The sequence below is a fragment of the Streptomyces sp. NPDC031365 genome (assembly GCF_055569765.1).
On sequence record NZ_JBVIIM010000006.1, the window covers coordinates 217,200 to 229,594 of the forward strand.

The 12,395-nt window shown below is 72.6% G+C and carries 12 protein-coding genes; 7 read left to right on the forward strand and 5 right to left on the reverse strand.

Annotation, left to right across the window (positions count from 1 at the left end; all coding sequences use genetic code 11):
• Positions 1-207: 207 nt before the first annotated feature.
• Positions 208-1,989, forward strand: a complete 1,782-nt coding sequence (locus ACZ5C2_RS12730) for a lysyl oxidase family protein (RefSeq protein ID WP_468789428.1) — start codon at positions 208-210, stop codon at positions 1,987-1,989.
• Positions 1,990-2,317: 328 nt separating this feature from the next.
• Here ACZ5C2_RS12730 and pspAB read toward each other — a convergent pair whose 3' ends face one another.
• The 5 genes from pspAB to ACZ5C2_RS12755 form a co-directional block, all read right to left on the reverse strand.
• A complete protein-coding gene (pspAB, locus tag ACZ5C2_RS12735) occupies positions 2,318-2,893 on the reverse strand; it encodes a PspA-associated protein PspAB (RefSeq protein ID WP_468789430.1) in 576 nt (191 codons plus the stop codon).
• A 16-nt stretch (positions 2,894-2,909) separates the two neighbouring features.
• Positions 2,910-3,821 carry a zinc metalloprotease HtpX gene (gene htpX / locus ACZ5C2_RS12740; protein WP_468789569.1) on the reverse strand — a complete coding sequence of 304 codons (912 nt, stop codon included), beginning with the start codon at positions 3,819-3,821 and terminating at the stop codon, positions 2,910-2,912.
• 13 nt (positions 3,822-3,834) lie between these two features.
• Complete coding sequence (gene pspAA, locus ACZ5C2_RS12745; protein WP_468789432.1) at positions 3,835-4,113, reverse strand: PspA-associated protein PspAA; 279 nt, start codon at positions 4,111-4,113, stop codon at positions 3,835-3,837.
• Positions 4,110-4,877, reverse strand: coding sequence for a PspA/IM30 family protein (locus tag ACZ5C2_RS12750; RefSeq protein WP_468789434.1), 768 nt, complete (start codon positions 4,875-4,877; stop codon positions 4,110-4,112). Before ACZ5C2_RS12750 ends, pspAA begins: the two co-directional genes overlap by 4 nt.
• A gap of 449 nt (positions 4,878-5,326) precedes the next feature.
• Positions 5,327-6,010, reverse strand: a complete 684-nt coding sequence (locus tag ACZ5C2_RS12755) for a DUF2202 domain-containing protein (protein ID WP_468789436.1) — start codon at positions 6,008-6,010, stop codon at positions 5,327-5,329.
• A gap of 171 nt (positions 6,011-6,181) precedes the next feature.
• Here ACZ5C2_RS12755 and ACZ5C2_RS12760 point away from each other — a divergent pair, with 171 nt between their 5' ends.
• From ACZ5C2_RS12760 to ACZ5C2_RS12785, 6 genes are all read left to right on the forward strand, one after another.
• Positions 6,182-6,877 (forward strand): response regulator transcription factor, encoded by a 696-nt coding sequence (locus ACZ5C2_RS12760; RefSeq protein ID WP_468789438.1) that lies wholly within the window; start codon positions 6,182-6,184, stop codon positions 6,875-6,877.
• Positions 6,867-8,336 carry a sensor histidine kinase gene (locus ACZ5C2_RS12765; RefSeq protein WP_468789440.1) on the forward strand — a complete coding sequence of 490 codons (1,470 nt, stop codon included), beginning with the start codon at positions 6,867-6,869 and terminating at the stop codon, positions 8,334-8,336. The genes ACZ5C2_RS12760 and ACZ5C2_RS12765 overlap by 11 nt, the downstream gene beginning before the upstream one ends.
• A gap of 70 nt (positions 8,337-8,406) precedes the next feature.
• Positions 8,407-8,733: a rhodanese-like domain-containing protein gene (locus ACZ5C2_RS12770; protein WP_468789442.1), complete on the forward strand. Its 327-nt coding sequence runs from the start codon at positions 8,407-8,409 to the stop codon at positions 8,731-8,733.
• A 45-nt stretch (positions 8,734-8,778) separates the two neighbouring features.
• The gene (locus ACZ5C2_RS12775; RefSeq protein ID WP_468789444.1) at positions 8,779-10,008 is read left to right on the forward strand and encodes an NAD(P)/FAD-dependent oxidoreductase; all 1,230 of its coding nucleotides are present in this window, start codon (positions 8,779-8,781) and stop codon (positions 10,006-10,008) included.
• A gap of 78 nt (positions 10,009-10,086) precedes the next feature.
• Positions 10,087-11,472: an MBL fold metallo-hydrolase gene (locus ACZ5C2_RS12780; RefSeq protein WP_468789571.1), complete on the forward strand. Its 1,386-nt coding sequence runs from the start codon at positions 10,087-10,089 to the stop codon at positions 11,470-11,472.
• Positions 11,473-11,688: 216 nt separating this feature from the next.
• On the forward strand, positions 11,689-12,288 hold the full coding sequence (locus ACZ5C2_RS12785) for a class I SAM-dependent methyltransferase (protein WP_468789446.1): 600 nt from the start codon (positions 11,689-11,691) through the stop codon (positions 12,286-12,288).
• The last annotated feature ends 107 nt before the right edge of the window (positions 12,289-12,395 follow it).

Genomic DNA, 12,395 nt, shown 5'->3' on the forward strand with positions numbered 1-12,395 from the left:
GCGCGGACCCGCTATGGACGTGCGTCAAGTCCGGCAGCCACTGAGCGCTTTTCGGACAAAGTGAGGGCCGTCCGGGGAAGTACAAGCAACCCGGAGGGTGTCCGGCGGCCTCTCATGGTCCGAACAACGCGGCCTCGTACGTCAGTTGGGGCCGCACTGCTCGTCCACGTTCCATGACGCACTCGAAAGCCGGAAGCACGAGGACTGATGACCAGACTCCAGCAGGACCGCACCAACCGCCTGACCCGCCCCTCCATCGCCGTCGCCGCGGCCATCGCCGTGACCGCGGGCGTCGTCGCCGCCGCACCCGACGCGAAGTCCGAGGAGCCGACGCCGAAGCTCAGCCTGATCGCCGCCTCCACCTCCGTCACGCTCGACTCGTGGAAGGAGAATCCCGGGGTCCATCTCGACCTGGGGACGTACGTCACCTCCGAGAACGGCGCTTTCGAGCTCAAGGTGACCCGCAAGTCCTACAAGGACCCGGTCGTCGCCCAGCAGATCCTCCGGAACGGGAAGAAGACCCGGACCAGGACGCTCCCCGCCGGGGTCGTGAACGACTTCGCCGGACTGCCGGACTTCACGCAGATCACCCTCACCGACGCGGCCGGCTCGACGGTGCTGGAGAAGAGCGAGGCGTTCTGCCCCAACAACGCCTCGGGGCGGGTCCGGCCGGATGCCCCCGCCAACTCGAAGTATCCGGAGAGCTGTCCGACGAACCCCTTCACCCTCGGTTCGGTATGGGGCGTCGAGAACGGCTGGGCGGCCAACACCTACGCGGGGTTCTACACCGACCCGGTCCAGCTGGACGCCGGCACCTACACCGCCGAGATCAACGTGGCCGAGAAGTACCGCGATCTCTTCGGCATCGCCGACAAGCCGCAGACCGTCAAGGTGGTCGTCCGCGAGCGCAGCTGGGACGACGAGGAGAGTGCCGACGCCCGCAGCTCGGCGAAGACCACCGCCTCCGGGCACAGCGCCCACGCGGAGCACGACGCCCACGCGGAGCACGACGCCCACGCGGAGCACGACGCCCACGCGCAGCACGGAGCCGCCGCGGACACTCCGGCCCCCGGCGCCGTGACGAGCGGCGCCGGCCCTTCGTACAACGCCGGCCACGGGCCCTACCCGTCGGCTCCGCCCGCCCTGCCGTGGGCGTTGAAGAAGAAGTCCCTGGAACGGCGGGCCTTCACCGCCACCGACGTCGGCGACGGTTCCGGGCAGACCGACGGTTCGCGGCAGGCGCCGGGCGCCCAGCCCAACGCGAAGCGGCCGGCCGGAAAGGCGTCCGTGCCCGACGTACCGAAGCCCGACCTGCGCTCGCTGCCCGCGTTCGGCATCACCGTCAGCGACGGTTACGAGGAGGTGCCCGGCAAGGACTACCTCGCCTTCAGCGCCAACGTGTGGAACGCGGGTCCGGCCAAGCTCGTCGTGGACGGCTTCCGCTCCCCGGGCAAGGAGGTGATGGACGCCTACCAGTACTTCTACGACGCCGACGGCAAGCAGGTCGGATACACCCCGACCGGCGGCATGGAGTGGGACCCGCGTCCCGGCCACGAGCACTGGCACTTCCTGGACTTCGCCAGTTACCGGCTGCTGACGGCCGACCAGAAGGAGACGGTGCGCAGCGGCAAGGAGGCGTTCTGCCTGGCCAACACCGACGCCGTCGACTACACGGTGAAGAACGCCGACTGGCACCCGAGCAACACGGACCTGTCCACCGCGTGCGGCTCCGAGAACTCCATCTCCGTCCGCGAGGTGCTCGACGTCGGCTCCGGTGACACCTACACCCAGGACCTGCCCGGCCAGTCCTTCGACATCACGGACCTGCCGAACGGCACGTACTACATCCAGGTCCTCGCCAACCCGGAGAACCGGCTCAAGGAGACCGACTACGGCAACAACAGCGCGCTGCGGGAGGTCGTCCTGGGCGGCGAGAAGGGCGCCCGCACGGTGACGGTTCCCCCGCACCACCTGGTGAACGCCAACTGACCTGCCTGTGACAGCCGGGGCGGCTGCGGTCCCTGAGACCGGCCGGAGCCGCCCCGGCGCTGAACACCGAGGCCGCGGCCTCCGCACGGTGCGGGGGCCGCGGCCTCGCCGTCACGGCGGGTGCCGCAGGCCACCGCGGGCGTACTCCCCGCTCGCAGGTGTCAAGGACGGGAATCGGCAGCGACACCGACGGCCGGCATCCGGCCGTCACCCTCCCCTCCGCGGCCCACCCGCCGTGCGCACCGGCACCACCGGCGCGGCGCGTCGTCCGTGCCGGACCTCCCTGCCGGATGTCCGGCGGCCGGCCTCTCCCGGCGGCCACGCCGAGTCACAGGCCCGGGGCGCCCCAGAGCGGGAACCAGCGGCTCAGGTCCTGCTCGATACGGAGGTCGTCCTTGAGCAGGGCCCTGACCTGGAGTTCCAGTGGATTGTCGCGTTTGTTGCCGGGCAGCGGGGCGAACGGGTAGAAGCTGCCGCGCTTGTAGAGGTAGACCAGCGCGAGGGACCGCTGGTCGGTGTGGAAGGCGACCAGGGAGCAGAGGAGGTGCGGGTCGAAGCCTCCGTCCTGCAGGACGGTGTTGACGGCATGGAGGTCGCTCACGAGAGCGGGCAGATCGTCCGGGCGCCGACGGGAGAGCAGCCACGCGTAGCCGTACGTGTCGCGGCTGAACTCCACGGGAGCGTCGCCACGTTCCGTGTCGGCCTCCAGAAGGGCTTGCACCTCCCGCTGGACCTGCGCGAAGGCGCCGCCTTCGATCGCGGCGAAGCAGACCGAGCCCGCGCCGGTCGGGGTGAGGCCGATGCCGGCCTGGAGGGTGATCGCCGCCGAGGGCAGGGCGAAGAGCTGGTCCAGGTCGGGCCGGGCCGGTTTGCTGCGGCCCAGCAGGACGTCCCAGAAGCCCACGGTCCCGCCTCCTTCCTCACGCCCCGCCCGCGTCGCCGAGCTCCGCGGAGAGGTCCGCGAGCGCCTCCAGCCGGCGTTCCAGGGTGGGGTGGGTGGAGAACAGTCTGGCCATCGCCGTACCGGGCCCGAGGGCGGGGGAGAAGAAGAACGCGTTGAACGCCTGGGCGGTACGCAGATCCTTGGTGGGGATGCGGGCGATGTCGCCACTGACCTTGGTGAGCGCCGAGGCCAGGACGGAGGGCTTGGCGGTCAGCATGGCCGCGGCCCGGTCGGCGGCCAGCTCCCGGTAGCGGGACAGGGCCCGGATCAGCAGGAAGCTGATCGCGTACACGAGGGCGGAGACGCCTACGACCGCCATGAACACGGCAGCGGTGTTCTGATCCCGCTGGTTGCGTCCGCCGAACAACTGGGAGTAGAAGGCGAAGCGGACGACCAGCCCGGCGATCACCCCCAGGAACGAGGCGACGGTGATCACCGCCACGTCGCGGTGGGCGACATGGGAGAGTTCGTGCGCCAGAACGCCCTCGAGCTCCTCCGTCTCCAGACGCCGCACGAGCCCGGTGGTCACGCAGACCACGGCGTGGTCGGCGTTGCGGCCGGTGGCGAACGCGTTGGGCAGGTCCATGTCCGAGACGGCGACCTGCGGCTTGGGCATGTCCGCGGTGGCGCACAGCCGGTCGACAACCCCGTGCAGCAGGGGCTGTTCCTCGGGCGTGACGATGCGGCCGCGCATGGCGTACAGCGCGATCCGGTCGGAGTACCAGTACTGGGCGCCCAACAGGGCGGCGGCGATGACGATCACCAGGACGACGGACTTCAGCAGCGCGATCAACGCGGCGACGAACGCCACGTACAGCAGGCCGAGCAGGAACATGGTGACCGCCATGCGGGCGGTCAGCCGCCGGTCGGGTTCGAAACGGCTACGCATCGTCATCCCCCCGTCAGCCCGGGATCAGGCCCTCGTCGGACAGCAGCTCCCGCACCTGCGGGAGGCCGGTCGTCTCGTCGGGCAGCACCACATCCGACGGAGTGATCCGCTCGGCCGGCAACGGTGTGCCCAGGCTGCGTACGGCATCCAGCAGGGCCGACAGCGCGGCGGCGAACGCCGTCCCGTCGTCCGCGTCGGCGGCTGCCTGGAGGGTGGAGTCGAGCTGGTTGAGCCGGTGGACGTGCCCCTCCGCGATGTCGTACTGGCCTTCGCCCAGAATGCGCATGATCATGACTTCTCCTCCTGTTCCGGGCGGGCCTCTGCGGCTTCCACCGCCTGCGGCTCGGCCTTCGCGGGGAGCCGCGCCTTCATCCCGGCCAGTTCGAGCTCCACATCCTGGCCCGCGGTGACCCGCTCCAACTCGGCCTGGACGTCGTCCCGGCCGGGCGGCAGGGTGGCGTCGTCCAGCACACCGGAGTCGATGAGTTCGTCCAGCGCGCCGGCGCGTGCCTGCAACTGCTCGGTCCTGTCCTCGGCGCGCTGCATGGCCAGCCCCACATCGCCCATCTCCTCGCCGATGCCGGTCACGGCCTCCGTGATGCGGGTCCGCGCCTCGGCCGCGGTGTACCCGGCCTTAATGGTCTCCTTGCGGGTCCGGAAGGCGTCCACCTTCCCTTCCAGACGCTGCGCACCGAGCGTGAGCTTGTCCTCCTGGTCCTTCAGCGAGGTGTGCTGGGCCTGAAGGTCGGTGATCTGCGCGGCCACGGCCGTACGGCGGGTGAGCGACTCGCGGGCCAGGTCCTCGCGCCCGGCGGCCAGCGCCCGCTCCGCCTGGCCCCGCAGCTTGTCGGTGGACTGCTGAAGCCGGCTGAGCTGCAGTTCGACCCGCTTGCGGCTGGTCGCCACGTCGGCGACCCCGCGCCGGACCCGCCGGAGCATCTGCTGCTGTTGTACGTAGGAGTAGTCCAGGACCTCGCGGGGATCCTCCGCTCTGTCCAGTGCCTTGTCCGCCTTGGTACGGAACAGGGTGGTGATGCGCCGGGTGATGTCAGCCATGGTGACCTCCTCGCTCGCCGGGCCGCCGCCGGATTCGAGGAGGCGGCCCCCGGCGTGCCGCGCGGCGGCGGCACCGGCTCGTCCGCCGGTCACCGGCGACCGAGCACCTCTTCCATTGTCCGGGTGGGCTCCACGCTCGGCAGTTCGATCGTGCTTCCCACGGGGTTCCGGCTGGTCACGGCGTGCTTCGGGAGTGAGGCGCCGCCCGGTTGCTGGGGATGTCCCGCAGGGGGTCGCCGGTGGGACGGACCCGTGCCCCGCCCGCGAGAACACTCCACGGATGCCCCGCCGGGCCGGCACACCCGTTGAGGGCCGCCCCGGACATGCACGGGTGGCCGCCGCGGGGCATGTGAAGGATCCTCGGCGGCATCCCTGTAGCCGCCCGGGCCGGGCCGGCCGACGCTCCGACGGTCCCGGCCGGCGCCCACCGGGACGGTCGCGGTCTAGTTCTAGTCGCCGGTGATCCGGCGGTCGAACGCGTCCTGGTGCCTCTCCGAGGCGGCGAGCAGATTGCCGTAGACCTGACGTGCGTCCGGGGCGGTGACTCCGGACAGTGCCTCGGTCAGTGCGTCGATGTCCTCGGCCTCGACCGTGCGGCCCGCCTTCAGGGCTCCGGACAGGCTGTCCTCGCCCTGTGTCAGGAGCCGGTCGTAGGAGGCCTGGACGGCGGGATCGGTGAACTCGCCGGCCGGCTTCCGAGCGGTCGGGTCGATGACGTCGTAGCGGTCCAGCAAGGTGCGGACAGCGGTCAGGTGCCGGGTCTCGGACGCCGCGATCCGATCGAAGATCCGGGCGTCGTAGCGCTCGGCGAACGCCGTGTAGAGGTCGTGCGCGAGCTTCTCCTCCTCGGCCGTGCTCGCCAGGGCGGCCTTCTGCGCGGCCGTCAGGGTGCCCTGCTCGGCCAGGGCGGCCCCGTCGCAGTCCCCGCCGTGCTTCCGGGGGCCGTCCGCGTCGCCGCCGTGGTGGTGGTGCCCTTGGTGCTGAGCGCTCGGCAGCGCACCCTCGGAAGTGGTCTGCGCGGCCACCGGCCCGGCACCGCCCGGGTCCGCGGCCACCGGGCCGGCGGCCAGCATGCCGCCCACGGCGAGAGCACCCGCGGTGACCGCTGTCGCGATCTTGATGTTGCGCCTCATGGCGAACCTCCTCGGATCCGCGGGAGCGTCCCTGTGTTCCCGCACCGTCACCCTCGCGCCGGGCCCTGCAGTCGCCGTGCGCCGCGTGTGGAGACGGGATGGAGACCGCGACGGGCGGGTTCGGCCCGTTCGGCCCTCGCCGGAACCCGTTCCGGTGGGTAGGTGTGGAACATGACCGCCACGGTGCTCGTCGTCGAGGACGAGAAGGAGATCCGCGAGCTGTTGCGCCGCTATCTGGAGCGCGCGGGCTACGGGGTGCTGACGACCGGGTCGGGGGCCGAGGCCGCACGGCTGCTCGGCACGGGTGGGATCGATCTGACCCTGCTCGACCTCGGTCTGCCCGACGTGGACGGGGAGGAGGTGCTGCGCGAGGCGCGCGAACGCGGACGGGTGCCGGTAGTGGTGCTGACCGCGCGCACGGGCGTCGAGGACCGTATCCACGGGCTGCGGCTGGGAGCCGACGACTACGTGACCAAGCCGTTCAGTCCCACCGAGGTGGTGCTGCGGGTGGGTGCGGTGCTGGAGCGGGCCCGGGGTTCGGCGGCGGGGGCGGCGCCGGCCATGTCGTACGGCGGGGGACGGCTGCGGATCGACGAGACCCGGCACGAGGTGACCCTGTCGGGGGTGCCGGTGGAGCTGACACCCACCGAATGGGGTCTGCTGACCGCGCTCGCGTCCGTGCCGGGCCGCGCGTACTCGCGCTACGAGCTGGTCAACCGGGTGCGCGGCTACGAATTCGCCGGGTACGAGCGGACGGTCGACTCGCATGTGAAGAACCTGCGGCACAAGCTCGGGGACATCGGCCCCGAGCTGGTCGAGACGGTGCTGGGCGTGGGCTACCGGCTGGGGTGGTCCCGTGACCCCTGAGCCCCGTTCGTCCCGCTCCGGCGGGCTGGGCCCGCTGGGCCGGCGGCTGTTCGCCGCGTTCGCCGTGGTCGTGCTGGCGTCCGTGGCGCTGCTGACGGCCGCGGCGCTCGTGGGCACCGACCGCGGGCTCAGCAGCGCCCACCAGGCCGACCGCAAGCGCACCGTTTCCCGGGTGGCCGCGGCGGCCGCCGACGCCTACCGCACCGCGGGCGGCTGGCCGGCTGCCGACCTTTCCGCGGCGCGTTCCGTCGCCGCCGGCGCCGACGCGGTGCTCACCGTGCGGAACGCGGACAACGAGGTGGTGTCGGGCGCCATCGGGAGACCGGACGAGAACAGCGGCTCGGATCGCGAACGGCGTGAGCGGGGCACCGGCTCGGGGCCCGGAGCCCGGGCGCCCGTGGTGGTCGACGGCGGCACCGTCGGCTCCGTCCGCCTGGTCTTCTCCCCCGGCTCCGGGTCGGCGGGACTGTCGGTCGCCTGGGGCTGGATCGCCGCGGCCACCGCCGGTGCGCTGGCCCTGGCTCTGGCCGTGAGCTGGTTCGTCACCCGGCGCCTGACCGCTCCCGTGATCCGTGTCGCGGACACCGCCCGTGCGCTGGCCGCCGGTGAACGCTCCGCGCGGGCACGGGTCGAGGCACCCGGCGAGCTGGGCGACCTCGCCCGCGCCTTCGATGCCATGGCCGACGACGTCGGCCGCGCCGAGCAGGCACGCCATCGGCTCGCCGCGGACGTCGCACATGAACTCCGCACGCCTCTGGCCTCGCTGCGGGCAGGGCTTGAGGAACTGCGGGACGGCTTCGCCGATCCGTCGGCCCGGCGCCTTGCCTCCCTGCACGACCAGGCCCTGCGGCTGGGCCGTGTCGTCGACGACCTCGGCGAACTCGCGGAGGCCGAGTCGGCCCGCTTCGCCCTGCACCTGGCCGAGGTGGATCTGACCGCGCTGGCCGGGGCCGCCGTGGCCGAGCGGGAGGCCGAGCTGCACACCGCCGGGCTGACCGTGCGCACCGTGCCGGGCCCGGCTCCCCTGCTGGTCCGCGCGGACGCGGACCGGCTGCACCAGGCGCTCGGCAATCTGCTGAGCAACACCGCCCGCCACTGCCGTCCCGGCGACTCCGTCACCGTCATGACGTCCGCCACATCCTCCGAGGCGCTCGTCGAGGTGGCCGATACCGGGCCCGGTATCCCCGCCGAGGAGCTGCCGCACGTCTTCGACCGACTGTGGCGCGGGGCGCGTGCTCGTGCGGGTGGCGGCAGCGGCATCGGCCTGGCCGTCGTCAAGGAGCTGGTCGCGGCCCACGGCGGCACGGTCGCCGCGGACTCCGGGCCGGAGGGCGGGACGCGGATGACCGTCCGGCTGCCCAGGACCGCGCCGCGGGGGACCCGGCCCGCTCCCGGCGCTCCCCACGCTGCCTCCGTGCCGGGAGCCACCCCCGGGAAAGATACCCCAGGGGGTATTTGACGTCCGCCGCCGGGCCGCCGTACCCTCACAGGGAGCGATACCCCCCCGGGTAATTGAGGAGGCGCACGAGATGGCCCGTGAAGTGACGCAGGACGTGTTCGCGGAGGACTGGGCCGGCGGCGCACTGGTGATCGACGTACGGGAGCCGGAGGAGTACGCGGCCGGGCACGTGCCCGGCGCACGGCTGATGCCACTGCGCACCGTGCCCGCCCGGTGCGGTGAACTGCCCGCCGACCGACCCGTGTTCGTGATCTGCGCCAGTGGCAACCGCAGCAGGACGGCCGCCGACTGGATGAACTCCCGCGGCATCGACGCCTACTCCGTGACCGGCGGAACGGGCGGTTGGGCCCGCGCCGGACGCCCCGTCACGGCCGGTTCGCACGAACGCTCCCTCTGATTCCCACCGACACCCTCACACCGCCCGCTGGAAAGGAAGTCCACCGTGGTCGCCACCCCCTCACCCGCCGACGCCCCGCTCTCCGGCCGTCACCGAGTCGCCGTCATCGGCGGCGGCAGCGCCGGCATCAGCGTCGCGGCGCGCCTCCGCCGGGCCGGCGTCAGTGACATCACCCTGATCGAGCCGTCCGACACCCACTGGTACCAGCCGCTGTGGACCCTGGTCGGGGGCGGTCAGGCACCCCTGCGCACCACCCACCGCCCCGAGGGGTCGGTCATACCGGACGGCGTGCGGTGGATCCGCCGCCGCGCCCTGGCCGTCGACCCCGAGGCCCGCACGGTGGAACTGTCCGGCGGCGCCCGGCTCACCTACGAACACCTTGTGATGGCGCCGGGCATCCAGCTCGACTGGGACGGCGTGCCGGGACTGGCCGAGGCGGTCGGGCACGGCCGGGTGAGCAGCAACTACGCGCCCGAGTACGCCCCGCGCACCTGGGAGCTGATCCGACGGATGCGCTCGGGCACGGCCGTCTTCACCCACCCGGCGTCCCCGCTGAAGTGCGGCGGCGCCCCGCAGAAGATCGCCTATCTGGCCGCCGACCACTGGCGCCGGCAGAAGGTTCTCGACGACATCCGGATCATCCTCGTCGTCCCCGATCCGGCGCTGTTCAAGGTGCCCGCCTGGTCACGGGTGCTGGATCAGGTGGCCGCCCGGTACGGCATCGAGGTGCGGCTGCGTACCGAGATGACCGCCGTCGACGGCGACGGCCGCGAAGTCGTCCTCACCGACCACGCGAACGGCACGAAGGAGACCGTCGGCTTCGACCTCCTGCACGCTGTGCCGCCGCAGAGCGCACCCGACTGGGTCAAGGCGAGCCCGCTCGCCGACCCGGCCAGTCCGCAGGGCTTCGTCGCCGCCGACAAGTACACCCTCCAGAGCCCCTTCCACGACAACGTCTTCGCGGTCGGCGACGTGGCCGGTCTGCCCACCTCGAAGACCGGCGCGGCCGTGCGCAAGCAGGCCCCGGTGGTCGCGGCGAATCTGCTGGACGTGATGAAGGGACGCTCTCCGTCCCAGCGCTACGACGGCTACACGTCCTGCCCGCTGGTGACCGCGCGTGACCGGATGCTGCTCGCCGAGTTCGACTACGACCTCAACCCCACGCCCTCCTTCCCGCTGCTCGACCCCTTCAAGGAGCGGCGCACGATGTGGGCGTTCAAGCGGTACGGCCTGCCGCCGGTGTACTGGCACGGCATGCTCACCGGCCGCCTCTGACCGGCCGGCCCGGGCATCCCCCGGCCCGGGCCGGCCCCCTCCACCCGCCCATCCCGTTCCCGTATGGAGCTCCCCCTCATGTTCTTCTCCCAGTACTACCTCGAGTGCCTCTCCCACGCGTCCTACATGATCGCCGACGAGAGCACCGGCAAGGCCGTCGTCATCGACCCGCGCCGCGACGTCTCCGAGTACCTCACCGATGCCGAAGCCCACGGCTTCACCATCGAGGCGGTCGTCAACACCCACTTCCACGCCGACTTCCTCGCCGGCCACCTGGAGCTCGCCGACCGCACCGGAGCCTGGATCGGCTACGGGCAGCGCGCCGAGGCCGAGTACCCCATCCGCAAACTGACCGACGGCGAGCGGATCAGTCTCGGCGACGTCCAGCTGCGGATCCTCGAGACCCCCGGCCACACACCGGAGTCGATCAGTGTCCTGGTGTACGAGCACGCGGAGGACACCGTCCCCTACGGCGTCCTGACCGGCGACGCGTTGTTCATCGGCGACGTGGGCCGCCCCGACCTGCTGGCCTCGATCGGCGTGACCGCCGACGAACTCGGCACAATGCTCTACGACACCGTCCAGCACAAGCTGATGGCCCTCCCCGACGCCGTCCGGGTCTTCCCCGCCCACGGGGCCGGCTCCGCCTGCGGCAAGAACCTCTCCACCCGGCGCCAGTCGACCATCGGCGAGCAGCGGGCCACCAACTACGCCTGCCGGCCCATGAGCGAGGAACAGTTCGTGGCACTGGTGACGGCGGGACAGCCCTCCGCGCCCGCCTACTTCGTCTACGACGCCATCCTCAACCGCAAGGAGCACGGCCTGTTCGACGCGGCCGCGGCGCCCCGCCCGCTGTCGGCCGGGGAGTTCATGGAGCGGCGCGCGGCGGGAGCGGTCGTGCTCGACGCCCGCTCCCCGCAGGACTTCGCACCCGGGCACCTGCGCGGCTCGGTCAACGTGCCCGCGGACGGCCGGTTCGCCGAGCAGGCGGGCATGGTCGTCGCCCCCGACCAGGAGGTCGTCGTCATCGCGCCGCAGGACCGCGAGGAGGAGATCGTCACCCGGCTCGCCCGCATCGGCTTCGACAGGGTCGGCGGCTACCTGCGCGAGCCCGAGGGCGCCTTCCCGGCCCTGGCCGACGAGATGGAGCAGGCCAGCCGGCTGACCGCCGACGAGCTGCGCCGTCTGCTGGACGGCGACGAACCGCCGCTGGTCCTGGACGTGCGCAACGCCGCCGAGCGCGAAGAGGGCTTCATCGACGGTTCGCTGCACATCCCCCTGGCCGAACTCGCCCGCCGCACGGACGAGATCCCCGCCGGCCGCCCCCTGATCGTGCACTGCGCGGGCGGCCACCGCTCCTCCATCGCCGCCGCCCTGCTGCGCCACAAGGGCCGCACCGACGTCTCCGACCTGCTCGGCGGCTACGGCGCCTGGCTCGCCCTGCCCGTATCCGCCGACGTCTGAGCCGGCGCGCACGAGGGCGGGCGGCGACCGGGGCAACCCGGCCGCCGCCCGCCGTACGTGCGTTCCCGACCGCACCCGGCCCCGCTGCGACCGTACGGCAGGGCCCCGACAGCCGTCCCGGTCCGGATCGGCCCGCCGGTGACGATGCGGAAAACCGGGACGGCGGGAACAGTACGGACCGACCGGGATTCCACTCCGAGGAAAGAGGTGCGCACGATGGACGCAGCGGGCTGGGACGAGCGGTATCGCGGCAGCGGACTGGTCTGGAAGGCCGAGCCCAACCGGTTCGTCGAGCAGGAGCTGGCCGGTCTGGAGCCGACCGGGCGGGCGGTGGACATCGCCGCGGGAGAAGGACGCAACGCGGTCTGGCTCGCCGAACAGGGCTGGGAGGTGGACGCCGTCGACTTCTCCGCCGTGGCCCTGGAGAAGGCCGGTCGGCTGGCCGCCGAACGCGGGGTGCGCCTGCACGCCGTCCCTGCCGATCTCATGGACTGGGCACCGCCTGCCGCGACGTACGACCTGGCGCTGATCGCCTATCTGCATCTGCCGTGGCCGCGGATGGCCGAGGTGCTGACCCGGGCCGCCACCGCCGTGCGCGCGGGCGGGACCCTGCTGCTCGTCGGCCACGACGCCGCCAACCTCGACCACGGCGGTCCACAGGACCCACGCGTGCTCTACACCGCCGGGCAGGTCGCCGATCTCTGGCGGCCGCACGCCGGCATCCAGCGGGCCGGGACGGTCACCCGGCCGGTGGCCGGCACCGAGGGCCACAGCCGCACCGCACTGGACGCGCTCGTCCGCGCCGTGCGCAGCTGACACCGCCGACGCGGCCACGCACGGGTCAGACCCGGCGCGGGAGCCGACCGGCCGACCGGCCCCGGGCCCGGGCCCGGCGCACGAGGAACTCGCGGGCGGCGAGCAGG

Coding starts and splice junctions, on each gene's coding strand:
- ACZ5C2_RS12730 (WP_468789428.1), top strand. CDS start 208: ATGACCAGACTCCAGCAGGACCGCACCAACCGCCTGACCCGCCCCTCC.
- htpX (WP_468789569.1), bottom strand. CDS start 3,821: ATGCGTAGCCGTTTCGAACCCGACCGGCGGCTGACCGCCCGCATGGCG.
- pspAA (WP_468789432.1), bottom strand. CDS start 4,113: ATGATCATGCGCATTCTGGGCGAAGGCCAGTACGACATCGCGGAGGGG.
- ACZ5C2_RS12750 (WP_468789434.1), bottom strand. CDS start 4,877: ATGGCTGACATCACCCGGCGCATCACCACCCTGTTCCGTACCAAGGCG.
- ACZ5C2_RS12755 (WP_468789436.1), bottom strand. CDS start 6,010: ATGAGGCGCAACATCAAGATCGCGACAGCGGTCACCGCGGGTGCTCTC.
- ACZ5C2_RS12760 (WP_468789438.1), top strand. CDS start 6,182: ATGACCGCCACGGTGCTCGTCGTCGAGGACGAGAAGGAGATCCGCGAG.
- ACZ5C2_RS12770 (WP_468789442.1), top strand. CDS start 8,407: ATGGCCCGTGAAGTGACGCAGGACGTGTTCGCGGAGGACTGGGCCGGC.
- ACZ5C2_RS12780 (WP_468789571.1), top strand. CDS start 10,087: ATGTTCTTCTCCCAGTACTACCTCGAGTGCCTCTCCCACGCGTCCTAC.
- ACZ5C2_RS12785 (WP_468789446.1), top strand. CDS start 11,689: ATGGACGCAGCGGGCTGGGACGAGCGGTATCGCGGCAGCGGACTGGTC.